Annotated in this window: 20 protein-coding genes; 12 read left to right on the plus strand and 8 right to left on the minus strand. The window is 45.2% G+C overall.

The features are described 5' to 3' along the window. The first annotated feature begins 122 nt into the window (after positions 1-122). Together QZW82_RS21480 and QZW82_RS21485 are read left to right on the plus strand one after the other, a co-directional pair. Entirely contained in the window at positions 123-284 is a 162-nt protein-coding gene (locus tag QZW82_RS21480; protein WP_293152516.1) for a hypothetical protein, read from the plus strand. Positions 285-407: 123 nt separating this feature from the next. Then, positions 408-1721, plus strand: a complete 1314-nt coding sequence (locus QZW82_RS21485; RefSeq protein ID WP_293152519.1) for a hypothetical protein — start codon at positions 408-410, stop codon at positions 1719-1721. 347 nt (positions 1722-2068) lie between these two features. On the opposite strand, the gene QZW82_RS21490 is transcribed toward QZW82_RS21485, so the two are convergent. Both QZW82_RS21490 and QZW82_RS21495 read right to left on the minus strand, forming a co-directional pair. Further along, positions 2069-2299 carry a hypothetical protein gene (locus tag QZW82_RS21490; RefSeq protein WP_293152521.1) on the minus strand — a complete coding sequence of 77 codons (231 nt, stop codon included), beginning with the start codon at positions 2297-2299 and terminating at the stop codon, positions 2069-2071. Between the two features lie 156 nt (positions 2300-2455). Further along, positions 2456-3631 (minus strand): SpoIID/LytB domain-containing protein, encoded by a 1176-nt coding sequence (locus QZW82_RS21495; RefSeq protein WP_293152524.1) that lies wholly within the window; start codon positions 3629-3631, stop codon positions 2456-2458. Between the two features lie 265 nt (positions 3632-3896). Between QZW82_RS21495 and QZW82_RS21500 the strand changes: the two genes are divergently transcribed. The 3 genes from QZW82_RS21500 to QZW82_RS21505 are packed head-to-tail and all read left to right on the plus strand — an operon-like array spanning position 3897 to position 5386. Next, the gene (locus QZW82_RS21500; protein WP_293152527.1) at positions 3897-4835 is read left to right on the plus strand and encodes a ribonuclease Z; all 939 of its coding nucleotides are present in this window, start codon (positions 3897-3899) and stop codon (positions 4833-4835) included. Positions 4836-4855: 20 nt separating this feature from the next. Further along, a complete protein-coding gene (locus QZW82_RS32300) occupies positions 4856-4993 on the plus strand; it encodes a papain fold toxin domain-containing protein (RefSeq protein WP_366665067.1) in 138 nt (45 codons plus the stop codon). An 18-nt stretch (positions 4994-5011) separates the two neighbouring features. Continuing rightward, complete coding sequence (locus tag QZW82_RS21505) at positions 5012-5386, plus strand: hypothetical protein (RefSeq protein ID WP_293152530.1); 375 nt, start codon at positions 5012-5014, stop codon at positions 5384-5386. A 97-nt stretch (positions 5387-5483) separates the two neighbouring features. Here QZW82_RS21505 and QZW82_RS21510 read toward each other — a convergent pair whose 3' ends face one another. The 3 genes from QZW82_RS21510 to QZW82_RS21520 are packed head-to-tail and all read right to left on the minus strand — an operon-like array spanning position 5484 to position 6318. Beyond that, positions 5484-5870 carry a hypothetical protein gene (locus tag QZW82_RS21510; RefSeq protein ID WP_293152533.1) on the minus strand — a complete coding sequence of 129 codons (387 nt, stop codon included), beginning with the start codon at positions 5868-5870 and terminating at the stop codon, positions 5484-5486. 38 nt (positions 5871-5908) lie between these two features. After that, positions 5909-6118, minus strand: a complete 210-nt coding sequence (locus QZW82_RS21515; protein ID WP_293152536.1) for a type II toxin-antitoxin system HicA family toxin — start codon at positions 6116-6118, stop codon at positions 5909-5911. Beyond that, positions 6115-6318 carry a type II toxin-antitoxin system HicB family antitoxin gene (locus QZW82_RS21520; protein ID WP_293152539.1) on the minus strand — a complete coding sequence of 68 codons (204 nt, stop codon included), beginning with the start codon at positions 6316-6318 and terminating at the stop codon, positions 6115-6117. Before QZW82_RS21520 ends, QZW82_RS21515 begins: the two co-directional genes overlap by 4 nt. A gap of 477 nt (positions 6319-6795) precedes the next feature. Between QZW82_RS21520 and QZW82_RS21525 the strand changes: the two genes are divergently transcribed. Continuing rightward, the gene (locus QZW82_RS21525; protein WP_293152542.1) at positions 6796-10062 is read left to right on the plus strand and encodes a HEAT repeat domain-containing protein; all 3267 of its coding nucleotides are present in this window, start codon (positions 6796-6798) and stop codon (positions 10060-10062) included. A gap of 167 nt (positions 10063-10229) precedes the next feature. After that, the gene (gene secA / locus QZW82_RS21530; RefSeq protein ID WP_293152545.1) at positions 10230-13046 is read left to right on the plus strand and encodes a preprotein translocase subunit SecA; all 2817 of its coding nucleotides are present in this window, start codon (positions 10230-10232) and stop codon (positions 13044-13046) included. Between the two features lie 202 nt (positions 13047-13248). On the opposite strand, the gene QZW82_RS21535 is transcribed toward secA, so the two are convergent. Further along, positions 13249-13542 carry a DUF3288 family protein gene (locus QZW82_RS21535; protein WP_293152548.1) on the minus strand — a complete coding sequence of 98 codons (294 nt, stop codon included), beginning with the start codon at positions 13540-13542 and terminating at the stop codon, positions 13249-13251. A gap of 220 nt (positions 13543-13762) precedes the next feature. On the opposite strand from QZW82_RS21535, the gene QZW82_RS21540 reads away from it, so the two are divergent. After that, a complete protein-coding gene (locus QZW82_RS21540) occupies positions 13763-13882 on the plus strand; it encodes a zinc-binding dehydrogenase (protein WP_293152574.1) in 120 nt (39 codons plus the stop codon). Between the two features lie 111 nt (positions 13883-13993). On the opposite strand, the gene QZW82_RS21545 is transcribed toward QZW82_RS21540, so the two are convergent. Next, entirely contained in the window at positions 13994-16033 is a 2040-nt protein-coding gene (locus tag QZW82_RS21545) for a protein kinase (RefSeq protein ID WP_293152550.1), read from the minus strand. A gap of 170 nt (positions 16034-16203) precedes the next feature. Here QZW82_RS21545 and QZW82_RS21550 point away from each other — a divergent pair, with 170 nt between their 5' ends. From QZW82_RS21550 to QZW82_RS21560, 3 genes are all read left to right on the plus strand, one after another. Next, on the plus strand, positions 16204-16347 hold the full coding sequence (locus QZW82_RS21550; protein ID WP_293152553.1) for a hypothetical protein: 144 nt from the start codon (positions 16204-16206) through the stop codon (positions 16345-16347). 425 nt (positions 16348-16772) lie between these two features. Beyond that, a complete protein-coding gene (gene msrP / locus QZW82_RS21555; protein ID WP_293152556.1) occupies positions 16773-17756 on the plus strand; it encodes a protein-methionine-sulfoxide reductase catalytic subunit MsrP in 984 nt (327 codons plus the stop codon). A gap of 340 nt (positions 17757-18096) precedes the next feature. Further along, positions 18097-24267, plus strand: coding sequence for an AAA family ATPase (locus QZW82_RS21560; RefSeq protein WP_293152559.1), 6171 nt, complete (start codon positions 18097-18099; stop codon positions 24265-24267). Positions 24268-24317: 50 nt separating this feature from the next. On the opposite strand, the gene miaA is transcribed toward QZW82_RS21560, so the two are convergent. Next, positions 24318-25229: a tRNA (adenosine(37)-N6)-dimethylallyltransferase MiaA gene (gene miaA / locus QZW82_RS21565; RefSeq protein WP_293152562.1), complete on the minus strand. Its 912-nt coding sequence runs from the start codon at positions 25227-25229 to the stop codon at positions 24318-24320. A 263-nt stretch (positions 25230-25492) separates the two neighbouring features. Here miaA and QZW82_RS21570 point away from each other — a divergent pair, with 263 nt between their 5' ends. After that, positions 25493-26395, plus strand: coding sequence for an ATP-binding protein (locus QZW82_RS21570; protein ID WP_293152565.1), 903 nt, complete (start codon positions 25493-25495; stop codon positions 26393-26395). The last annotated feature ends 122 nt before the right edge of the window (positions 26396-26517 follow it).

Genomic DNA, 26517 nt, shown 5'->3' on the forward strand with positions numbered 1-26517 from the left:
TTTTTTATTAAGATGGCATTCGTCGCAGGTGGTTATATTCCGACACCCCCTGTATCTAGTTCTATTTTGAGTCAGATCGCAAGAATACAAATACCACTCAGAAACAAATGAGAATCAAGTAGATGTTTTCAATTGGTCAACGCGACGAATTACTGGCGATCGCCGGTATTCTCGACCCAAAGCTGACAGCAATCGCTATCAGCTTTGATGTACCTTTAATGATGGCAGAATTTGCCGTGCAGTGCTACCTTAAAACTGCCATTTTTGAACCATGCCAAAAGTAGCAATGTTTTGCCCCAAAATCAAGGTCAGCCACAAAAAAGCCTAAATTCTCCAGGTCTAAACCAGCTTTAATGCCCGCAACCTATAATTAAAAATAACCGCGTAATTTTCACAAAGAGAAACACATGGCTCCAAATCCCGGGATTATGCAAGCCGTCGAGCAACTTGGCTACCGCGTTACGGTTGGAGACGTGGCGGCAAAAGCTGGATTAGATGTCAATTTTGCCCAGCGAGAACTGTTAACGCTGGCCTCCGAAGCAGGTGGGAACCTGCAAGTAGCAGAATCCGGCGACATTGCCTACATATTTCCCAACAACTTTCGAGATATTTTGCGAAACAAATTCTTGCGCTTGCAGTTGCAGGAATGGTGGCAAAAAATCTGGCGAGTCCTATTTTACTTGATTAGAATATCTTTTGGCGTAGTGCTGGTAGCTTCCATCCTTTTAATTGTTGTTGCTATTACGCTTTTACTCTCCAGCATGAATAGCGACAATAACGGCGGAGGCGGCGGAAGCGGAGGCGAAAGTGGAGGTGGCGGCGGAGGCTTTTTCTTTTTTCCCTACTTCTGGAACGACTTAATCTGGATCTTTTACTGGAACCATGATGAACCATACCAGCAGCGATCGCGCGATCGCGCTCAAAAACCCCAAATGAGTTTTCTGGAAGCAGTTTTCTCATTTATATTTGGAGACGGCAATCCCAATAAAAATCTAGAAGAGCGCAAGTGGAGCGATATAGCCACCGCAATTCGCAACAACCGAGGCGCAGTCGCAGCCGAACAAATTGCGCCCTATCTCGACAATCTCGGACAGGGATACGCCCGAGAATACGAAGAATATATGTTACCAGCTCTCGCCCGTTTTGACGGCCGCCCCGAAGTCAGTCCCGAAGGCCAAATCATCTACCATTTTCCGCAATTGCAAACCACAGCCATCCTGCAAAATCCTCAACCAACAGGAGCTTATTTGCGAGAAATGCTGTGGCGTTTCAGTCACGCCGACTCCGGCCAAATCATGCTCGCAGCAGGTTTAGGAGCCGTCAATCTTGTCGGTGCGTTAGTTTTGGGAAACTTATTGACTAAAAGTGCGATCGCAGGTGGATTCATCGGCTTCGTCAGCGGTATTTATCCACTGCTGCTGATTTACGGCGTCGGATTTCTGACAATTCCCTTAATCAGGTACTTCTGGATTCAGTGGAAAAATAGCCAGATAGAAGCTCGAAATCGCGATCGGCAGCAGCGAGCCATGTTATTAAACCAACCCGATGCCAACTTGCAGCAAAAACTGGCCTACGCCCAGGAATTTGCAGGCGAAAACGTTCTGACTGGAGAAGACCTAGCTTATACCACAGAAAGCGAATTAACTCAACAAGAACTAGAACAATCAGCCAAAATAGATGCTGAATGGCAGCGGCGAATTGGGCGATCGGATAATGTATAGCCCGAAGAATCAGGAAGGCAACACACAGATTTTTTCATAGTCCACGGAGGTGGACTTTGTTTTTGTAGTCGCGGTTTCTAACCGCCGGAGACTAGAAGTCTTCTGAGAATTGATCTTAGGTACGTAGTTGCGCTTCAGCGCTCTTTGCTTATATTAGGAAAGAGCGCTCAAGCGCAACTACGTACCTTGTATTGGCGTTGCTGCTGCAACGGTATGAACGACTCAATGTGAAAAAATGAAACAAACCAGTCAGTCAATATAGCTGAATTTTCAAGTTACCCATTTTCATCCCCTGATTAAACAACGCCAAAATCATTTATTTTGAATACTAGAATCTGTTGTTTTTCTCATTCTTTAACAATCTTAGGTCGTTTAAAAATCAAACAATTTTGGTCGTATTTCGAGTCATGTCGCAGAGCTACAAGTTCCCACCCATCCTCCCCCAACTGATTGACAAATAAATGTAGCGAGCCTTGTTTCCAATCTCGCAGCTCCTCACCATTTACATATAAACTAATCAGCTTATTTCCAAAAGGATACATATTCGCATCCACAAATAAATACTCCCACTTTTGCATAGCAATCCTTAATTTAGTGATTAGTGATTAGTGATTAGTTATTAGTTATTTGTTGGTAGTTGTTAGGTATTGTTGGTGAATTGTGAGTTGCTACTAATGACAAATAACCAATAACCAATAACCAGTAACAAATAACCAATAACAAAGGTGTAGCAATTACTGCACAGCAATTCTAGCCAAAGCAGCACCCCGATAATAGTGCAACAAAATCTGCTGGTAGCCGTATCCCTGCCTAGCCAAATTGTAAGCCCCCCACTGACTCATTCCCACAGCGTGACCGAAACCTTTGCCAGCAACTTGAAAACCCGTAGGAGGCTGCCCGCTATTTCTCCCACTAAAAATCCCGCCGTACTGAGGAATCACAGTAAAGCGGGTACTCCTCAAATTTAGAACCCGACGCAAATCTGCGCCACTCATGACCCTAGAACCGCCATCTCCGACTACTTTCATCGTCAAAACGCTGCCGTAAGCAGTAGCGCGTTCTGGCTTCATCGAGATCACATTCCCAACACCAGAAATCCTGTTGCTGATTTGAGCGCGGGAAAAATTTTCTTTCCATTGGTAAACCGGCGCCCCTTGGTCAAAATCCGGAACAGCCCGCAAATAAGGCAGGGGTTCCGTCCACACATCCTCAACGTTCTCAGTATGTCCGCCAGAGGCAGAGTGGAAAACAGCTAAAATAATCTGACCGTTGTAGGTGAGAACCTGACCAGCGGTGGCATCGACTGCGGCATAAGTACCCGAAGATTCTGTTTGCAGTCCTTTGTAAACCTGCGAAGATTGAGTATCGTCCACATCGTAAAGGTCGGTTTCGCTTTTGAGGCGCTTGTGGAGAGCGTAGGAACGGGCGGCGACTGCTTGAGCTTTCAAAGCCTCTTGAGGCCAATTGCCACTCATTTCGGCGCCGAGAACGCTGTAGAGATACTGTTCGATATCGACGTAGTTGACGGCAGTCAAGGCTCCTTTTTCGGGAACTAGAAGCGTGCGTCCCCGATACCATCGATCGCCAATCCAAACATAACCGTTTGCGGTCGGCTCGATCCAAATTTGATTAGCAGCCCAGCGGCCAATTGCCACAGTTCCCGATCGAAATTGAGCTGACTGAGAACTGTTTGCCGGCAGTTCCCCCAAATTGCGCCCGCTGCTGTCGCGGATGGCAGCCTTAGTAGAACTGCCGACTTTGATTTGACTCGTCCCGTCTTGTACCGCCACTCGCAAAATTAGCGAGGCCTGCGCTGGGGCTACCATCACCAGCCAAAACAACAGCCCCATCCAAAAGTAGCGTTTTTTTAATGTCGAAACAACGGAAGTAAAGAACACTCCTGACTGCATTTTAAAATTTTCCTCCTGTGCTGTATGAGCTTGACAATTTTTAAGAGTTCGGGAAGGTTCGGGAAAAAGGAAGGAGAACGGCAGAAAGAAAACGTTAGAATTGGGTTTAGCACTTTGTGCGTCAAAAATGATTGGAGCGACTAGATCCTGGCAGCAACAGCGATTTATCCCGGTTCCTGCCTGCGAATAATTCCTTTATGTCAGATTGGCCGCACCTGGATATTTGTAACATATTTTTTAAGATTTAATTGAGGTGATTTGACTCTTGCAGATTACATTTCTCGGAACTAGCTCCGGCGTCCCCACGCGATCGCGCAACGTATCCAGCATCGCCCTGCGCTTGCCCCAGCGAGCCGAACTCTGGCTGTTTGACTGCGGCGAAGGAACCCAGCACCAATTCCTCCGTAGCGAGCTAAAAGTCAGCCAACTGAGCCGGATTTTCATCACTCACCTGCACGGCGACCACATTTTCGGCTTAATGGGTTTGCTGGCTAGCTGCGGTTTGGCGGGGAATGTCAAGCGTATCGATCTTTACGGGCCTCCGGGACTTGAAGAATATTTGCAAGCTGGCGTTCGCTATTCTCAAACTCATTTTTCTTACCCGGTGAAGGTACACAAAAGTCACGAGGGAGTTGTCTATGAAGACGACGAATATATTGTTACTTGCGCTCCTTTAAAACACCGAGTTACTGCTTTTGGTTATCGAGTAACTGAGAAAGACCGTCCGGGACATTTCGATGTCGAAAAAGCCAAGGCTGTGGGCATTCCTTCCGGGCCAGTTTACGGCGAATTAAAACAAGGAAAGACAGTCAAGTTATCGGACGGGCGACAGTTTAAAGGCAGTGATTTTTGCGGCCCGGATCAAGTTGGGCGAAAGTTTGTTTACTGTACCGACACGGTTTTTTGTGACAGCGCGGTGGAATTGGCGAAGGATGCGGATTTGTTGGTGCACGAAGCGACTTTTGCCCATCAAGATGCTCAAATGGCCTTCGATCGCCTGCACTCAACTTCGACGATGGCCGCTCAAGTTGCTTTGCTCGCTGGGGCGAAACAGTTAATCATGACGCATTTTAGCCCGCGTTATGCTCCGGGAAATGCGATCGTCCTGGATGATTTGCTCAAGGAAGCCCAGGCAATTTTTCCGAATACGAAAATGGCCTATGACTTTTTGAGTTATGAAATACCCAGGCTTGTTGAAAAGTAGGATTAAAGTTAATCTGTAGGGTGCGTCGCCATCAAAAGTTATTTTGTTATTTTCCACCATTTAATGGGGAGGAATTAATTTTTGATAATATCCACAATGAAGGAATTTCTAAACAAGAGTGGTTGGGAAAATTTTATTGTTTGGCGATCGAATTTTAGCTAAAAGGAGATGAAACAATGTTAGATTTGTATGATTTGCTCGGAAAAATCAAGCAAAGATCGTCTTTATACTTGGGGAAGCGATCGCTTAGTCATCTTCATGTTTTTTTGGACGGTTATACCTTTGCCCGCCGTCAACTTGGCATTCCTGTAACAGAACAAGAAACAAAGTTTGAGGAGTTTCAAGAATGGATAGAGAATCGATTTAACCAAGCAGATACTCAATCTTGGAGTCGCATTATTCTTTTTTATTCTGAGGATGAAGCGGATGCACTGAAGCGCTTTTTTGATTTATTTGAAGAATTCTTGAATAGCGAACAGTTGCCAAAAGATGATGCAACAAATAATTGCAAAATGTCTGATGAGTTGAGTGTTGTAGGTGTAAATGGTTGAGTCGGGTATTGAGAGGGATGGGAAAGGGCGATCGCACTTTCGGACAAAAAGGGCGATCGCACTTGAAAAAAAGAACAATTGCGCTACACTCAAAGCATTATAAGACTGCTTTGAGGTATTGCGTTACAGGTTTCAAATCGATGTCATCGTTGGAAGTCAGTATTTTAAATAGATGGCGCGGGATACCGGCCGCAATCAAAGCTGCTAAATCGCGATCGAGCTTTGAGAAGTCCTCATAAATGCCCACAAACTGAGTTACGCAAGCTAAAGATTCATTTTTCGGGTCATTGATTCCCGTGTATTTGTACTGAATATCAAAACCTGCTTTTTCGCCAATTTCTTCGATATCCCAGTCTACAAGATCTAGGGCGATCGCTTCAACGGCTAGGGCAATATGACCGGGCGGTATGGTGTCAAGAGGCTCGCAGCACCAGCCCTCAGAATGGTTCCAGACACTCTTACCTTGAGATTCTCGAATTTTCATGTATTTTCCCTCACTGAAATCAGAGTACACGCACCCTATCAGAGTAAATCTTCTTCAGATAGGTGGGCTATTTTCATTAAGGCTCTCAAGGTTCCAACTTTCAAATCTTGATTGCGGTGAACAGGAATTGACAAAATTTGGTCTAATTCTGGGTTTTCATAGATATGATGACTGCCAGTAATTCTTCTCAAAACCCAATTTTTATGCTCTACTATTTTGCAAAGTTGTTTGCCAGAAATAGATTTCATACAGCAATCTCCACAATTTTATCTGTGGAGGCAACTGTTTCACGACTATTAGCAACTTCGAGCCAGCCGACTATAGCATCTTTTAAATTAATCATCACTTCTTCGATAGTGTCTCCTTCAGTAATGCACCCCGGCAGTGCGGGAACTTCTGCCCAATAGCCACCTTCTTCTGCTGGATGAATGATTGCTCTAATTTTCATACATTTATTCAGTTATTTGTTAAGCCTATGATAGCAAATATCAATTAAATATAGCGGTTCTCAGAAAGATGAGGTACGTTGTTGGGCTTCAGCCCTCTTAGTCTAAGCGGTTATACTGATGCCAGTCATACCTCATCTTTTTGAGAAAGGCTATATATAGCATTTATTGTAAAAATGAGTTATCTGTAGGGTGCGTCGCCATCAAAAATCATCAAAAAAATCGACAATCTCATAGCGACGCACCTTTCAAAATCTCAGGTCACTGAATATATAGCATATTTCAGGTTTATGTGGTATACACAATATTGAGAGTTCCCGTGTAAGGTGCGACGGGATCTATCTGCAAGTTTTATCTAAGATATCGCAGCGACGCGCACCCTACCAAAGACCAAAGAATATAGCTGCTATTGTACTTTATGAAGCTGGAATCTGCTGTAATACTGTAAACTATATTAACCCCAAATATTTAAAATTACCATGATAATTGAATTTGGCACATTAGGCTTAAAACTAGCACAAGCCGTCGCGCCTAAACTTGCAGAAATAGGATTCAAAGAAGCTATGAAGAAATTCAATCCTAGTGATTTTGAAAAAGCTTGGACTTGTGGCATTAAAACTGCCAATAAAACCCATGAATTATTCTATCCTTGCGAACAAGGCTTAGTCGAAAGTTTTCTAGAAAAATTCTTTACCGGCGCCGCACTGCCAGAACTCCTGAAACCTTTCAACAACCAAGGAACGCCTCAAGTTGATTTGTTAGTTGCAGCTTTTAATGCGACAGTCGCAGACAACAAAAAAATTCAAGACAGATTCATGCCAGAAAAAGTGTATGACTGGCTGGATGTTTTTGCAAAAACCTATTTCGAGAAAACAAATTGTTATTTAAGTTTTCAGGTTGCTAAAGCCGACTACTTTAAGCAAGTGGCTAACTGGTTTGATGATGTCAAATTTGCTGGCATTGCCGTCGAAGGCCAGGAAATCGAAAAATCAGAAAAATTGGCTCAGATTTTTGTGATGCCCGATGTCTTGGAAGATATAAATACTCATATAAGCTTGGATATTGAAGACTTAGAGGCAGGCAAAAATCTGCAATTATTGCAACGAGAAAGTCGCTCGGGCAGAAAGTTTTTAGCATCGCAATTATTGAATCAAAATCGATCGCATAAATTTGTACTGCTGGGCGCGCCCGGTTCTGGCAAAACAACATTACTCAGTTTTTTTGCGGTGATGTTAGCTCAGAAATATCCAGAAAAAATCGGCTGGGATGCTGAGAGAGATTGCTTGCCGATTTTGATTAAAATTCGCGACTTTGCTAGGCTTTCAGATATCAGTCTCCTCGAATACGCGCGCCAGTTTGCAGAAAAAACTATGTCTGTGAAACGGCTGCCCGAAGGCTTTTTTGAGTATTGGCTGGCTGACGGTAGGGCGATGATTTTGTTGGATGGATTGGATGAAGTTGTCGAAGAATCCAAGCGCTACGCCGTAGTGCAGCAGATTGAGAATTTTTTGGGACAGTATAATCAAAATCTGGCAATTATTACTTCTCGCCCTGCGGGTTATAAGCGCGATTTTTTTAATAGTTCCGAGTTTGAGCACTATCAGTTACAACTGCTTGATGATGCTAAGGTTGATGAGTTTATCGATCATTGGTACGACAGCCGCGTTCGAGATCCGGCGGAAGCTCAACGCCGTAAAGAAAGTATTAAAAAAGCTCTGGATGATAATGACCGGATTAAATTGTTGGCGAGAAATCCGTTGTTGCTGACAATCATTGCTTTGATTCACCGCTATCAAGCGGTACTGCCGAGGGCCCGTCACAAGCTTTATGAGAAGGCTGTGGAGACGCTATTAAAGTGTTGGGATGCCAACAAAAAAATAACTGAGCAGTCGTCATTCAAATGTTTAGATGCAGACGACTTACGGCGGCTGATGGAAATTCTCGCCTATTGGATTCACACTCAGGGTAGTACGGATAATCCTGAAGGCGGAACGCTGATTGCCAAGGATGATTTGTTGGAGCAGTTAACTCAGAACATTAAAACCAAAAAACAGGTTGAACGGTTCCAGGCAAGAGAGGAAGCTAGACGATTTGTAGATTTTATTCAACAGCGAACGGGATTGCTCAACGAACAAGGACAAGATTTGTATGCTTTTGTACACAAGACTTTTCAAGAATATTTGTGCGCTCAGGAAATTGCCTATCAGGCAGATGATGACGGTGATTTTGAGATTATCTTGAATCATATTCGAGACAATTTGCACGATGCTCACTGGCGGGAGGTGTTGCTGTTATTGATTGCTCAACAAAAACCGAAGAAAGCGGCGAAAGCGATGCGGGCAATTTTGGCGGCGAATAGTGAGTACGAGGAATGGTTGCACCGTGACTTGTTTTTTGCTGGCAGTTGCCTTGCTGAAAATATTAAAGAGTTAAAGGTGGTAGATTCCAGTCTCACTGTGGAGATTTTGGAGAAGTTGGTTGAGTTGGAGGTAATGGGTGAGAAACAGGTTGGTGAGAAAGTTCACTCTCAGGTTTTTCAAATTCTTTGCAGCATGAATGAGACTGAGTTTGAGGCGCAAACTTTGGAGCTTTTGAAAGCAAAGGGTGTTGATGAAAATCGGTTTTGGAGATATCAAGTAGAATTAGGGGAAAAAGAAGCCGCCATCAGTTTTTTGTTACTACGTCTCGAAAATGAGAATGGGAATGTGCGTCATGAGGCAGTAGAAGCCTTGGGTAAGTTGGGACATCCTTCAGAAGGCATTATTCGCGCCCTACTGCTATGTCTCGAAGATGCGGATTTTATTGTGCGTCATAAGGCAGCAGAAGCCTTGGGTAAGTTGGGACATCCTTCAGAAGCCGTCATTAGTACCTTGGTGTTATGGCTCGAAGATAAGGATAAGGATGTACGTTTGTTGGTAGCAGAAGCTTTCGGCAGGTTCGGAAATGCTTCAGAAACAGTCATTAGTGCCTTGGTATTACGTCTCCAAGATGGGGATTATAGTGTGCGTCGTGAGGCAGCAGAAGCTTTGGGTAAGTTGGGAAATGCTTCAGCAGTAGTGATCACTTCCCTGCTGCTACGTCTCGAAGATGGGCATGACTCAGTGCGTAGGTCAGCAGCATCTGCCTTGGGTGAGCTAGGAAATCCTTCAGAAGCCGTCATCAGCGCCCTACTGTTACGTCTCGAAGATGAGGAGGAGTGGGTGCGTAGCTCGGCAGCATCTGCCTTGGGTGAGCTAGGAAATCCTTCAGAAGCCGTGATCAGTGCCTTGCTGATATGTCTCGAAGATGGGGATTGTATTGTGCGTGCTTCGGCAGCAGAAGCCTTGGGTAAGTTGAAAAATGCTTCAGAATCAGTTATCAGCGCTTTGCTGCTATGTCTCGAACATGAAATTAATAAGGTTCGTTACTTTGCAGCAGAAGCCTTGGGTAAGTTGGGAAATGCTTCAGAAGCTGTCATTAGTGCCTTGCTGCTACGTCTCAGAGATGGGAATCCTACGGTGCGTTACTTTGCAGCAGAAGCCTTGGGTAAGTTGGGAAATGCTTCAGAAGCCATCATCAGTACATTGTTACTATGTCTCGAAGGTCGAAAGGGTTGGCTGCGTCCTGAGGTAGTAGAAGCCTTGGGTAAGTTGGGGCTGAAATCTAGTGAGATTTTGCCTGCTGTCGTGCAATGGATCGATCGCCACCAACATACACCATACGTCGGTTCAGGTATTGATGTGTTGTGGGATTTGGTCGGGAGTTAGGGAAATTGATCCAAAATCCCCAATTGGTCGATCGCCCCCAAGGACGGCTTCGACTGCTTAGGACGGCGAATGGTTGCTACAATCGGTAAAGGTAAACGTTGTGGCTCACACTACAGCCCCTAATGCTGCAAACTAAAGCTAATTATTAAAAATCTGCCTCTCCTGCCATGTTTAAAAATCTGCTAGGCGACCCCAACGCGCGCAAACTGAGAAAATTTCAGCCTTGGGTAGCTGATATCAATATCTTGGAAGAAGACTTCCGTGCTCTCTCAGACGACGCTCTCAGAGGCAAAACAGCGGAATTTAAAGAACGTCTGGCCAAAGCTAAATCTCTCAACGAAGAGAAAGAAATCCTCGATGAAATCCTGCCCGAAGCTTTTGCAGTGGTGCGGGAAGCGGGACAGCGAGTTTTGGGAATGCGCCACTTTGATGTCCAACTCCTCGGTGGCGTCATCCTGCACAAAGGCCAAATTGCCGAAATGAAAACGGGTGAGGGCAAAACTCTCGTAGCTACTCTGCCGGCTTACCTCAACGCCCTTAACGGTAAAGGCGTGCACATCATCACCGTCAATGATTATCTCGCCAGACGGGACGCGGAATGGATGGGGCAGGTGCACCGATTCCTGGGATTGACTGTGGGACTGATTCAGCAGGGCATGGATCAGGTGGAACGCAAGAAAAATTATAACTGCGACATTACCTACGCCACGAACAGCGAAGTCGGCTTCGACTATTTGCGCGACAACATGGCTACTGTCATGGAAGATGTGGTGCAGCGTCCTTTTAATTTCTGCGTGATTGACGAAGTTGACTCCGTGCTGATTGATGAAGCCCGCACGCCTCTGATTATTTCCGGCCAAGTGGAACGCCCCAGCGAGAAGTACATCCGGGCGGCTGAGGTGGCCGCTTCCTTGAGAAAGGAAAATGAAGAACATTACGAGGTTGACGAAAAGGCGCGGAATGTGCTGTTGACCGATGAAGGGTTTGGTGAAGCTGAAAATTTGTTGGGCGTTACGGATTTGTACGACCCGGCTGACCCTTGGGCGCATTACATTTTTAATGCGATCAAGGCTAAGGAATTGTTTATTAAGGATATTAATTACATCGTCAATCTCGATCGCGAAGTGGTGATTGTCGATGAGTTTACCGGGCGGGTGATGCCCGGTAGGCGCTGGAGCGACGGTTTGCACCAGGCGATTGAAGCGAAAGAACACGCGGAAATTCAGCCAGAAACTCAGACGCTGGCGACTATTACTTATCAAAATTTCTTTTTGCTATATCCGAAGCTGTCGGGGATGACTGGGACGGCGAAGACTGAGGAAACGGAGTTTGAGAAGATTTACAGTCTGGAAGTGACTCTGATTCCGACTAACCGGATTCCCAGCCGTGGCGACCTTTCGGATATGGTTTACAAGGCAGAGGCCGGCAAGTGGAAGGCGATCGCCCAAGAATGCGCCGAAATGCACGAAATCGGTAGGCCGGTGCTGGTGGGTACTACGAGTGTGGAAAAATCCGAGTTGCTGTCGCGGCTGCTTCGAGAACTCAAGATTCCTCACAATTTGCTGAATGCGAAACCGGAAAATGTGGAACGGGAGTCGGAAATTATCGCTCAAGCCGGACGCAAAGGCGCTGTGACGATCGCCACAAACATGGCGGGACGGGGTACTGACATCATTCTGGGCGGTAATTCTGAGTACATGGGACGCCTGAAGTTGCGCGAGTATCTGATGCCCCGAATCGTGCGGCCCGATGATGAAGACGGGTTTTCGCTGGTACAAGCGCCAGGAATTGGCGGCCGCCCCGCAGCTCAAGGTTTTGGTCAAACTGCCAAAAAAGTCAAGTCTTGGAAGGCTTCGGCCGAGATTTTCCCGACACAGCTATCGAAAGAGGCCGAGCAACTGCTGAAAGTGGCGGTTGAATTGGCGGTGAAGGAGTACGGCGAGCGATCGCTCTCGGAATTGCAAGCCGATGATATCGTGGCTGTAGCCTCGGAAAAAGCGCCGACCAAAGACATTGTCATTCAAAAATTGCGGGAAGCTTACAATCGCACTCGCAGCGAATACGATGCTTTTACCAGCACCGAACACGACGAAGTTGTGCAGTTGGGTGGCTTGCACGTTATCGGTACGGAACGCCACGAATCGCGCCGGATTGACAATCAGTTGCGCGGCCGCGCGGGACGCCAAGGAGACCCCGGTTCTACTCGGTTTTTCTTGAGTTTGGAAGATAATTTGCTGCGGATTTTCGGCGGCGAACGGGTGGCCGGTTTGATGAAGGCTTTTGGTGTTGAGGAAGATATGCCGATCGAATCTGGAATGCTGACTCGATCGCTCGAAGGCGCTCAGAAAAAAGTCGAAACCTACTATTACGACATCCGCAAACAGGTGTTTGAATACGACGAAGTGATGAACAATCAGCGTCGAGCCATCTATGCGGAACGCCGTCGGGTATTGGAAGGTTTGGACTCAAAAGAACAGGTGGTTAAGTATGGCGAACAAACGATGGACGACATTGTGGGAGCATACATCAATCCCGATTTGCCTTCGGAAGAGTGGGAACTTGACAAACTTGTCAGCAAGGTAAAGGAATTTGTTTATCTGCTGGCTGACATGACATCGGATCAGCTTGAAGATTTGTCTGTTGAGGAAATCAAAACTTTCCTCCACGAACAAGTCCGCAATGCTTACGACATGAAGGAAGCGGAAGTTAATGCCATCCGTGCCGATTTGATGCGCGATGCTGAGCGGTTCTTTATCTTGCAGCAAATTGATACTTTGTGGCGGGAACACTTGCAGCAAATGGATGCTTTGCGCGAGTCTGTCGGGCTGCGCGGTTACGGACAAAAAGATCCGTTAATCGAGTACAAAACTGAAGGTTACGAGCTGTTTTTGGACATGATGACGGATATCCGCCGCAACGTGGTTTATTCGCTGTTCCAGTTCCAGCCGCAGCCTGCAATGCCTGTTTCGGCTGAGATGGTTTAGAGGGATTTGGTAGGGACACAAGATTGTTGTGTTTTGATTGATTGTGGCGGAATGCGATGTCGGTTCGTAGTGAGGACTTTAGTCCTTAGATTGATGCGGACTAAAGTCCTCACTACAAACCAATTTTACTGGTTCGTAGTGAGGACTTTAGTCCTTAGATGGATGCGGACTAAAGTCCTCACTACAAACCAATTTTACTGTATTAAGCCCAATCTTCTTGGTCACTTTTTTGTTTCCTGTAAACTTCACCTGTGGCGTGAATTTTGCGGGTTTGTTCGTAAAGTGTTTCTTCGGTATGATTCCATTGTTGCAGGGCTTTTTTTAAGTCTGCTTGGATATCTCTAGCGCCGGGAAATCCTTTGTAGCGAATGATTAATCTTGCTAATTCTGATAAATTTTGGTCGGTTGGTTCTTTTCCTAATAAACTATCGACTGTGGCTCGATCGCGCTTGTATTGCGGGTGCTGTTGGTCTTGATTTTTTTCTAGTAAATCCATGTTTTTTTGTGGTAAAACGGTTTGTAGTGAGGACTTTAGTCCGCAGCATTTTGCGGACTAAAGTCCTCACTACGAACCTATATTATTAGGGTGAGTTTAGCGGACATCATATAATTGTGCAAAAAAAGTGTTTTTGTTTTTCACTCAACCTCTAAGTAAAGGTGCGTTGCTATGAGAATTTTGAGCTTGGTTTAGGGATTGCAGGCGACACACCCTACAACTGAAAGCTGGAGTTTTGCGCCACGTTATTGCTGGGCGGTTTGGTTTAGACGAGATTGCGGCCGCCCATGAATTGCAGGAAAGCGGTAGTGCGATCGGCAATTTGGTTTTATTGAGGTAGACTTTTAGGTACGTTGTTGCGCTGTCTTCGCTCTTGGATCTAAGAAAGAGCGCTGAAGCGCAACAACATACCTTAATTTAAGTCGATCGCCCGGACAATCGATCGCCAAAATCAAGGAGACAGTTGCCACACCTTGATCGTGTCGTCATAACTGCCGCTGATCAGAGTTTTGTCCTGAGGATTAAAAGCCAATTCCACCCAAGTAGAATGACCTTTCAGCGTGCCTTGCTCCCCGCCATCCATCGCCCACAGCTTGATAGTTCCGCTCAAATCGCTGCTGGCTAGCGTCGCCCCGTCGGGACTGAAAGCTACAGACTGAATTCGATCGGTATGACCGGCAAAAGTCACCATACCGGATGGTTCGGGCCCGTGATCCGTGGTGATATCCCAAATCTTCACGGTATTGTCCCAGCCACCGCTGCCCAAAATTGTACCGTCGGGGCTGATGGTAAGCGCCGACACAGCATCCACATGACCCCTGAGAGTGGCTTGGAATGCCCCTGTTTTCCAATTCCACATCTCGATCGTACCGTCGCCTTTGCCAGCAAACAAAGTGTCTTTATAGGAACTGAAAGCTACCGAATGCACTTCGTTTGTTATCCCGTTGAGTGTTTGCAACTCGGCGCCGCCTTCGACTTGCCACAGCTTCAAAGCATTATCTTTGCCGACACTGGCGAGGGCTTTGCCGTCGGGACTGAACACCACCGAGAACACGCCGTCTGTGTGTCCGTCCAATGTCCGAATTAACTGGCCAGAATAGAAATTCCACACTTTAATCGTACCGTCGGCGCCACCGCTGGCGATCGTCCTGCCATCGGGACTCACTGCCACCGACCACACGGGCCCCAAATGTGCCGCCAAAACCTTGAGCACTTTACCGTGACGCTTGTGCAGCAGGTGAATTGTCCCGTCGTTGTTGCCGCTGACTATCACGCGGCCGTTGGGAGTGACTGCTACGGCCCACACCGGATTTTTGTCTTGCTCTGTCAGAGTCCGCACTGCGGGCCGTGACAGCGATGGCTCAGTGCTGAAATTCTGCATGGGGGGCGGGTCGAACCGAATGTCGGGAATGCTAGAAACAGGCTCATTGGAAGTGAAAGCTTCCGATACCGGAGATGGCAAGCGAGAACCGAGCACCAATGAAATCAGAGCAACTGCGGCTCCCCCCCACATAGCTAAAGTCCACTTGGGTTTGCTGACAATCGCCTCTATCGGTGTCGGGCCGTATTTCATGTCTGTGAGAATTGCTTCGATCGATAGATAGCGTTTTGATGGTTCTCGCTGCACCATTTTATCCAGGATGCGGCCGAGTCTGGCAGAAACTGGTACTTTCAAATAATCCCTCCAGGCCCAAGCGTCGGCTTTGATGTCAAACAAATCAAAGGGCGACATTCCCGTTAACAAGTGGATGCACGTGACGCCCAAACTGTAGATGTCGCTGCTCTTAATTGCTTCACCTTTAATTTGTTCCGGCGCCGCGTATTCGGCAGAACCCGTCACTGTTTCTGTTTTCAGCGGCCCGCTGTTGGCAGGAATTGCGGAACCGAAATCGACTAAAACTAGACCGGATTCCTCGTCCCAAGAATCCAGATACTCTTTCCCGACTATTGCTGCGGACGTTTGGGAAGATTTGCGGTGAATGATATTGGACGGTTTGATATCTCGGTGAATCAGTTGATTTTCGTGGACAAATTCCAGCACTGGTAACAACTCGCTCAGCAGATACCAAATGTGAATTTCTTTAAAAACGCCTTTTTCCGAAAGTCGATCGGCTAAATTGCGCCCTTCGATGTATTCTTGCACTAAATACTGGCAGCCTTCGACTTCAAAAGATGCCAGCAGTTTCGGTACTTGCCGGTGTTTGCCCAACTTGTCGATAACTGAGGCAGAACCCAAAAATGTTCGGTTGAACTGGTGTTGACCGTCGGCGATTGACGGCATGGGGCCGCAGAACTGTTGAATGACGCAGCGGGGTTGCGCTGGTTGGTCTTCATCGGCTGCTAGGAAGGTGCCGCAAGCGATATTTTGGCCGAGGGTGTGAAATACTCGGTAGCGCCCTTTGAGCAGCAAGTTCGACTCGCAATTTGTGCAGGTTGTCGCGCGATCGAGATTTTTGGGATTCTGGCAATTGGGATTGATACAGTAACTCATTTGTCTTGCCGCTGGAGACCCCCGTCCGATTTAAAGGGAGGAGTGGGGGAGGAAAGCGGGGCGGTGCGTGCCGCTTCCTGTGGACAAATTAAATAATTTGAATCTTTGCTTTATCATAATTGTTTCCTAGATTTTAGCCACAATTGCTTGGAGCGATCGCGCGTAAATTATTGCTGACACCTATTTACCCAAATAATACAACTGTAGAAAAAATTCCCACCACTATCGAGTCAGTCATCCCCAATCTAAAATCGTTCGACACTTCGGCAAGCAAGGGCGATCGCGCTGGCGACTTGTCAGTCAGCGTTTTGTGAGCCAGCGCAGCCGTCGCAGTCTAAAATCTCAAATTAATAGGGCTTTTATGCGATCGAGGCTTAATCAGTCGATCGCACCGAACTTGATTCCTCGGGTGGACTCGCTGTCCAAGAATTACGCTATACTATTTTTGTGGATACAGTAATTGTGGCAAAAAAGTCAATTTCAAACTTCAACTTAACCGAAGAATTGAAATTTTGGTAACTTTTGCCAAACTAACTACTAATATTTAACTATTACCAAGAATAATGGGTTTAAAGCCTCCTCTTTCGAGGGGGAAATAAAACAAAATTATTCACTCTTTCAAGCCTCTTCCTTTTATGGAGAGGTAGCCCTCAATTGGTCAACTGTAAACTAAGAGGGCAGGCACGGGGACACTGCCCCTACAACTGTCAACTATCAACTGTCAACTATCAACTGAACTATGCCGTTAATTCGCGTTCCCAAACCTTGGGAAATTCTCGACTCACAAATTACCTCAGAAACAGCCTTTCTCAACCGCCGCCGTTTCATGACCAATTTAATTGGCGCCGGCGTGACGGCTTCGCTGCTACCGCTTGCAGGATGTCGAGGCAATGACAGCTCAAAAACTGCCCTAGAAAAAAGCTCAACCCCAGCATATTCGGGCTTGAACCGGAATCCAGCCTTTGCAAAAGTCGATCGGGCAATTACCGACGAAGCCTTAGCTACCAAATATAACAATTTTTATGAGTACGGAGGCACAAAATCTATTTGGCAAGCCGCCCAAGCTTTACCAACCGAAAACTGGAAAGTAGAAGTAACTGGCTTAGTCAAAAATCCCCGCACCTACGATATAGACGACCTCCACAAAAAATTTCCCATCGAAGAACGAGTGTATCGATTTCGCTGCGTAGAAGCCTGGGCAATGGTAGTTCCTTGGGTCGGATTTCCCATGAAATTACTCATGGCTGATGTCGAACCGCAATCGAATGCTAAATTTGTGCGCTTCACCTCATTTTACGATTCAAAAATCACTCCCGGCCCTGGTTTGATGTCGCAATTTTATCCTTGGCCTTACACCGAAGGTATGCGGATTGAGGAAATGGCGAACGATTTAGCATTTTTTGCCACAGGATTGTACGGGCGGCGGCTGCCCAAGCAAAATGGGGCGCCGCTGCGGCAGGTGATTCCGTGGAAATACGGTTTTAAGGGCGCAAAGTCGATCGTTAAAATTGAATTTGTCGAAAAACAGCCCGCTACTTTTTGGAATACCATCGGCCCCAACGAATACGCTTTTGAAGCCAATGTCGAACCCGACAAACCGCATCCCAGATGGTCACAAGCCAGCGAACGGGTAGTCGGGCCCGGTAACAGTTGGTCGTGGGAAACTCGCCCAACTTTGCCCTATAACGGTTACGGCGAATATGTGGCGAGTCTTTACACCTAAGGCGGCAGTTAAAACCGCTTCTTGTGAAAAGAAGTCCACGACAAGTGGAATCAAAAATCAAATGTAATTAAAATGTAATTTCAACCCCCCACTCTGCAACCCGCAGGCGAGTGGGTTTTGTCTTTATAGACGCGGTTGGCACAGCCGTCTTCTGTGAATTGCCATAATTCAATAAATCGTATATAACGGTTCTCAAAAAAGTGAGTGCGATGCCTATGCCCTATGCCCTATGCCCTATGCCCTATGCGTACATCATGTTAGTGACAAAGGCTATATAACTCTATACTACGTCAGCCTCGCCTGAAATTAATCTGCTGTAAATAAAAAAGGAAAATATCCAATGCTTGAAATTCCCGGCATTCAAATATTAAATAAAATACACGAAAATTCTATTTCAACAGTTTATCGAGGCATCAGAGAACAAAATCAACAGCCAATTATTCTCAAACTGCTCAACGAAGATTATCCAACTCCCAGCGAAATAGTCCGCTACCGACAGGAATACAAAATTCTTCAAATCCTCAACCTTCCAGGAGTCATCAAAGCCTACGACTTACAAAAATATCGCAACACTCTCCTTCTAATCTTAGAAGATTTTGGCGGTTTCTCATTGAAACAAATGCAGGAACAGCAAAGCTTTAGCCTGTCTGAATTTCTCAATATCGGCATTCAAGCCGCCGCAATATTAGGACAAATTCACGCAGCAAACATCATCCACAAAGACATCAATCCCGGCAACATTATTCTCAACCAAGCCACAGGAAAAATCCAAATTATTGACTTCGGAATTTCCACCCTGTTAACCCGAGAAACTCCCACCATAAAAAATCCCAATTTTTTAGAAGGAACTTTAGCCTACATTTCGCCAGAACAAACCGGGAGAATGAACCGTTCCCTAGATTACCGTACAGATTTTTATTCCCTCGGCATTACTTTTTACGAACTCCTAACCAACCAATTGCCTTTTGAGACCAAAGATGCAATGGAATTGGTACATTCTCACATTGCCAAACAGCCATTACCCATCGACAAAATCAATCCACAAATTCCTCCGGCTGTGTCAGCAATAGTCATGAAACTTTTAGAAAAAAATGCCGAAAACCGTTACCAAAGTGCTTGGGGAATTCAAACAGATTTAGAGGAATGTCTGCGTCAATTACAGACAACAGGAACTATTTTAGAGTTTCCTTTAGCTAAACAAGATATTTCCGATCGATTTCAAATCCCTCAAAAACTATACGGGCGGGCGGCGCCAGTCCAGGCTTTACTAGCAGCATTCGAGCGAGTTGCGAACCCACAACATAGTTTTTCTGGAAGCGAAATGATGCTAGTTGCAGGTTATTCGGGCATGGGGAAATCATCGCTGGTACAAGAAATTTACAAACCAATTACTGAAAAACGCGGCTATTTTATTTCCGGCAAATTTGACCAATTTCAGCGTGATATTCCCTACTCAGGGATTATTAGCGCTTTCTCGGGATTGGTGCGACAACTGCTAACCGAAAGTTCCGCAAAACTCGATGAGTGGCGCACTAAACTTTTAATTGCATTGGGTGCAAACGGTCAAGTAATTATTGAGGTAATTCCCGAAATAGAATTAATTATCGGCAAACAGCCCCAGGTAGCAGAGTTGAGACCAAATGAAGCGCAAATTCGTTTCTATTTTGTGTTTGAAAAATTTATTCGCGTGTTTTGTTCGCCGGAACATCCCCTGGTGATTTTTCTCGATGATTTGCAGTGGGTAGATGCAGCTACTCTCAATTTAATTCAATTGATGGTAGTGGATAGTGATACACAATATTTATTGCTGATTGGAGCCTATCGAGACAATGAAGTCAGCGCCCATCATCCCTTAATGATTACTGTGGATGAAATGCAAAAAGAAGGCGCTACAATTGATTTTATTTATTTAGCTAATTTAACCATCCAAGATATTAGTAATTTAATAGCTGACACTGTGCATGGCGATGCTATGTCTGTGCAATCTTTGGCTGACTTGGTGTTATGTAAAACTAACGGAAATCCATTTTTTGTCAATCAATTTCTCAAAATGCTGCATTCTGAGAAATTGATTAATTTTAGTTTTCTGGAATCTTCCGAGCTATCGATTCGGGAACAAAAGGCTCTAAAAAATAGAGGTTGTGGAGGATTTTGGCAGTGGGATATTGCTCAAATTGAAGCAAGGGATATCACTGATAATGTGGTTGATTTGATGGTAAAAAAAATAAAAAAGTTGCCGGAGACAACTCAAAACATTTTACGTTTTGCAGCTTGTGCTGGGGCATCTTTTGACTTAACTACTTTAGCAAAAATTTGTGAAAAATCTCCGGATTTGGTGTTCTCAGATTTGAAGCCCGCACTGGAAGCTGGTTTGATTTTTCCGGTGTCTGAGTTGGATATTGAACTGTTGTTTGAAGAGTACAAGTTTTTGCACGATCGCGTCCAACAAGCAGCTTATGCTTTGATTGACGAAGGGCAGAAAAAAGCGGTTCATTTGCAAATCGGTCGGTTGTTATTGGATAATAGCGGTGATGAAAATTTGTCGGAGGAGCTTTTTGAAATTGTCGATCAGTTAAATCTAGCGGCAGGAAAGGCGATAGGGGCGATCGCAGGGGAGTTTCCCTTGGGGATCGATCGCACGGAAAGAGATAAAATTGCCAAACTCAATCTTTTGGCTGGGAAAAAAGCCAAAGCTGCTACAGCTTATGCGGCTGCTGTCAAGTATGTCTGTTTTGGGATCGAACTTTTGGCTGCGGATAGCTGGGAAACTGAATATAATTTGACGCGAGAGTTGTATCTGGAAGCTGCGGAATTGAATTATCTGATTGGCAATTTCGAGCAATCGCAATTCTTGATTAATTTAGCACTGTCGCAGTTGCAATTGGCGGTGGAAAAAGCGGAATTTTTCGATCGCCTAATTACGCTGCATACCATGCTGGGGGAATACGAGGAAGCAATTGAATTTGGGCGCCAGGGCTTGCGTTTGTTGGGGGTTGAGTTGCCCGAAAAGCGGTTGCAGCAAGCTTGCAAAGCCGAATTTGCCCAAGCAACAGCACAATTGGGCGATCGGGAAATTGGTACTTTGCTGCACCTACCGGAAATGAAGATTTCGGAAAAAAGAACCGCGATGAAACTTCTGGATAAAATTATTCCCGCGAGTTTATTTTCCAATCCGATACTTTACCAATTAGTTGTTACAAAATCTGTCAATCTTTCTCTAAAATACGGCCCGGTGCCGGAATCATCTTACAGCTATGCTTGCTACGGCTTGGTGTTGTCGGCTGCGATGGCTGATTATCGCTCGGGATACGAGTTTGGGATGTTAGCTCTCAATTTGAGCGATCGCTTTCACGATTTGACGCAAAAATGCAAGGCATCGGAAATGCTTGTGGCTCATTTAAATCACTGGATACAGCCTCTGAAACTGTCGGATTCGATTAGCCATAATGGCTATCAAGCTGGCTTAGAATCGGGCGAATTGCAATTTGCAGGTTACATTCAGCTTTACAAATTGATGTATTCTATCCCCCAGGGCAAAAATCTCGAATCTCTGCGTGTAGAAGTGTGGAATTTTTTGCTATTTAACTTTAAAACTAACAATCAAATTGCTACTGATTACTTACTAGGCTGTCAGATAGCTTTGTTTAATTTACTGGGAGAAACTTCTAATTGTGAGGTATTTTCTAATGGCGAAATTAGCGAAGGACAATATTTAGAGCGGTGTGCCGATCGCGGCAGTTTTTTGGCAATCTGCGGCTATCAAATTTTGAAATGCCAGGTTTTGTATTTGTACGGAGAGTATGCAGCAGCTTTCAGCTATGCTGTGGAAGCTGAGAAAAAATTGAGTTTGGCGATCGGCACAATTATTGTAGCCGAACATAATTTTTATTATTCCCTAATTTTAACTGCGCTTTACCCGCAAGCTTCCAAGGGCGATCGCCAAAAATACCTGAGAAAGCTCAAAGCCAACCAAAAACAGATGAAAATCTGGGCTGATAGCTGTCCGGAGACCTTTGAGCATAAATACTTATTGGTAGCTGGGGAGATGGCGCGGATTGGGGGTAGGGAGATGGAGGCGATCGATTTGTACGATCGATCGATTACTTCAGCCAGAGACGGCTATTTTATCCAAAACGAAGCATTAGCCGCAGAATTAGCAGCCAATTTCTGGCTGAGCAAAGGTAAAGCAGAATTTGCCGAAATTTACCTAAAAAAAGCGCACTACAATTATCTAATTTGGGGCGCCAAACGCAAACAAGAAAAGTTAGAAGCAACTCACCCAAAATTATTAATAAAATCCACATCAGAAACTCAATTTCATGATGCCACTACAGTAACTATAGCCAGCCAATTAAACACCCCTGGTTTAGGAAGTTCAGCTTTAGATTTGGCTGCGGTAGTGAAAGCCAGCCAAGCCATTTCTGGCGAAATCCTCTTGGATAAGTTGCTGGCTTCTTTGATGAAAATACTGATTGAAAATGCCGGAGCACAACGAGGCTATTTGATTTTTCATTCTCCCTCAGATTGTGCCAACAACCATTCCGGGGAATTGCTAATCGAAGCTGCCGGTGCGATCGATTCCGACAATATTGCGGTATTGCAGTCAATTCCTATAGATAATAACCTACCAGTATCGATTGTTAATTATGTTGCCCGTACAGGAGAGACAGTAGTTTTAAGCCAAGCATTTGCCAGCAAGAATTTTAACAGTGACCCCTATATCAAACAGCATCAAAACAAATCTATATTGTGCGCGCCACTCCTGAACCAAGGTCAACTTATCGGCATAATTTACTTAGAAAACAACCTGATCGCTGGAGCATTTACATCAGACAGATTAGAACTGCTGAAAGTCTTATCGGCTTCGGCAGCCATCTCCATTGAAAATGCCAGACTTTATACTAATCTAGCAGATTCCAACCGCACCTTAGAAACAAAAGTAGAAGAACGCACATCGGAGCTCGCTCTTGCGAAGAAAAAAGCCGAAGTAGCAAACGAAGCGAAGAGCAGCTTTTTAGCCAACATGAGCCACGAATTGCGGTCTCCCCTCAACGCCATCCTCGGCTTTTCTCAAATCATGCTCCGCAGCCAAAATTTACCCAAAGAGCATCAAGATAATGTCGCAATTATTACTCGCAGCGGCGACCATTTACTAACTTTAATCAACCAGGTTTTAGATTTATCAAAGATTGAAGCTGGTCGGACTATTCTCAACTATAAGAATTTTGATTTTTATCAATTTATGGACGATCTCGAAGATATGTTCCATATCAAATCTGACGACAAACAATTGCAATTAGTAGTAGAATACAGCCCTGATGTTCCCAGATACGTCCGCACAGATGAAGTCAAATTGCGACAGGTTTTAATAAATTTGATCGGCAACGCTCTCAAATTTACTCAAGAAGGAGGAGTTGCAATAAAAGTTAATCTCAAACCAGAAGCAAGCAGTCTAAAGCCTGCTAAAACTGTTAATATTGTGGAGAATAGCAAAAATTCAAATATTCCAGCAAATCAGAGTCTTGAAAAATGTAGTAAAATTAGCCCACTACAAAATCCTAACGATGTAGATTCTGCATCTTCGTGCTTCCTGAATTTTGCAATCTCCGACACTGGGCCAGGTATCGCTGCCGATGAATTAGATAGTCTTTTTGAAGCTTTTGTGCAAACCCAAACTGGTAAAAACTCCCAAGAAGGCACTGGTTTGGGACTGCCAATCAGCCGCAATTTTGTAGAGTTAATGGGTGGCAAGATGAGTGTCTATTCAGAGTTGGGAGTCGGAACAACTTTTGTATTCGATACTAAAATTAGTGCGATCGATCCCAGGGAAATAGAAGGCAAAAAGACGGCGCTACAAGTGATTTGCCTCGCACCGAATCAACCTAAGTATCGCATTTTGATTGTTGATGACAAACCCAGCAATAATTTGCTGCTGCTCAAACTGCTTTCTCCCCTCGGTTTTGAACTCAAAGAAGCTTGTAACGGCCAAGAAGCTGTTGAGATTTGGAATGATTGGGAACCGCATTTAATTTTAATGGATATGAGAATGCCAGTGATGGATGGGTACGAAGCTACAAAACTAATCAAAGGCACTGTTAAAGGTCAAGCTACTGCAATTATTGCTGTAACTGCTAGTGTTTTAGAAGAAGAAAGAGCGGTTGTTTCTTCGGCAGGATGCGATGATTTTATCCGCAAGCCGTTCCGGGAAGCAGATATATTTGATGCGCTGCAAAAACATATTGGGGTAAATTTTATCTATGAGGAACCTGCTAGCAACAAGGATTTGACGAAACTGGAGATCGAGGATGCTTTGAGTCGGTCAGCTTTGGCGGATTTGCCTGCTGAATTGTTGGCTGATTTATTGGCAGCTTCCAGCCTCTGTGAGATGGCTAAAGTTGATAGTTGCATAGAGCAAATCCGCAAGCTTGATGAATCTGTGGCTGAGGCTTTAGCTTTCTTGGCCAATGATTTTGATTACAATCAAATAGTTTCTTTAATTGAAAATTATTAGGTTTGTAGTGAGGACTTTAGTCCTTTCTTTTCTGCGGACTAAAGTCCTCACTACGAACCTTTGACAAGAAAATATTGTATTCTTTGCCAAATTCGTTCTAGCAAATCTGGCGTGCTAACATCAAACCATTCAATTTCAGGATATGCTCTAAACCATGTCCGCTGTCTCTTGGCAAATTGCCTCGTGTGCAAAATTGTTAATTCTTTAGCTTCCTCAAGCGTAATGTCGCCAGCTAAATATCGTTTGATTTCCTGATATCCCAGGGTGTTCAACAACGGTAAGTCGCAGCCGTATTTTTTGCACAAATATTCTACTTCAGCCAGCCAACCGCGTTCTAACATTTGCTCGGTGCGCTGTTGGATGCGATCGCCCAAAACATCCATCTTACAGTCCAACCCAATCTGTAGAATAGGATAATTGGGAGGATTTTCGCCTTGCTGTTCGGAAATAGAGCGCCCGGTGACATAAAATACTTCGAGTGCTCTTAAGGTTCTGAATGAATCGTTGATGTGAATTTTCTGGGCGGCCGGGCGATCGACTTGCTGCAACATCGCATAACATTGAGATTGGCCCAGCTCCGCAAGTTGCGATCGCAATTCGGGTATCGGCGCTACCCTGGGCATTTTCAAACCCTTGACAATTGATTTGATATATAAGCCTGTCCCTCCCACCAACAACAGCGGAGGAGAAACGGGAAAATCGACATCAGCAATTATTTTTTGAGCTTGCTGCTGGTATTCTGCGAGTGTTAGAGTTTCCGTCGGATCGCAAATGTCAATTAAGTGATGCGGTACAGAAGCGCGATCGATCTTTGTAGGTTTTGCCGTTCCGATGTCAAATTCGCGGTACACTTGACGGGAGTCTGCGCTCAAGATCGAAGATTTCAGTCGATCGGCCACTTCCACAGCCACTCCAGACTTCCCCGTCGCCGTCGCCCCGCAAATTGTAATCAATCTAAACATAAGCCGTCGCACACTTAAAAAACATATTGCATTTCCCAATAAAAACTCTCAAATCCCCGAATCCTCTCTCCCCCCGCTGATTGACGGCGCTACACCTCGTTCATCCCGAAGCGAACTCAAAACTATTCGATATCTGTCCCCCGATAAATTTCCATTCATAATGCGCTAGCATCGCCTTTAACGGTTTTGTGCTATGATTTTTAGGATTTTTTGCATTTTATGAATTTTGGGGTCTTCAGCCTCATTTTTGGAGCTATTGTTGCATGACTGACACCTACAGCGCCGACCAAATTCAAATTCTCGAAAATCACGAAGCAGTCCGCAAACGACCGGGGATGTACATCGGTAACACTGGTCTGCGAGGACTCCACCATCTAGTTTACGAGGTTGTGGATAATGCGATCGACGAAGCGCTGGCAGGTTACTGCACTCGCATCGAAGTTGACCTGAACGCTGACGGTTCCGTTACTGTTACAGACAACGGCCGGGGAATTCCCACCGAGATTCATCCCAAAACTGGTAAATCATTCCTGGAAGCAGTTTTGACTGTTCTTTGCTTTGTTGGCAGAAGCAGCGACGGCTACAAGGTTTCTGGAGGTATCCACGGGCTTGGGCTAGCAGTTGTCAATGCTTTGTCTGAATGGTTGCAGGTGACTGTTCGGCGCCAAGAGCAAATTTACAGCCAGCGTTTTGACAAAGGCGTCGCCGTTACGCAACTAACAGCTAAACCAAATCCCAAAAACCGCACTGGTACGTCGATTTGTTTCAAGCCAGATGTGGAGATTTTCCAGCCTGGTATTGAGTTCGATCGCCCGACTCTCACCTCTTACCTGCGACAGCTTGCTTATCTCAATCCCGGTTTAACAATTATTTTCACTGACAATCGTTTGGGAATACTCGGCAGCACTTCTCCTTCGATCGAAACTTATTGTTACCCCGACGGCATCCGGGAATATCTCGCCTACTTAAACTCCGAAGTGGAACCGCTGCACGCAGATATTATTTACCTTCAGGGCGATCGAGATGGCGTGCAAGTAGAAATAGCTGTTCAATGGCACGTTCCAAAGGAACATAAGACCTCTGGCCGACTGTTTGGTTATACTAACTGCGTCTGGAATATCGATGGTGGCATTCACTGTGACACTTTCATATTGACATTGAGTTAGTGTCATGAATTATTCGCGGGGGGTTCCACGGTCATGTTTGGCATGATCTCGCTCTACGACGAGGCAAAAAACTGTGAGACAACTGGTTTCATTGGGAAAGGCTCCAATCTCATCAGATTTGG

It is taken from the genome of Microcoleus sp. bin48.metabat.b7b8b9.023 (assembly GCF_013299185.1).
In the GTDB taxonomy this organism is placed as follows: domain Bacteria; phylum Cyanobacteriota; class Cyanobacteriia; order Cyanobacteriales; family Microcoleaceae; genus Microcoleus.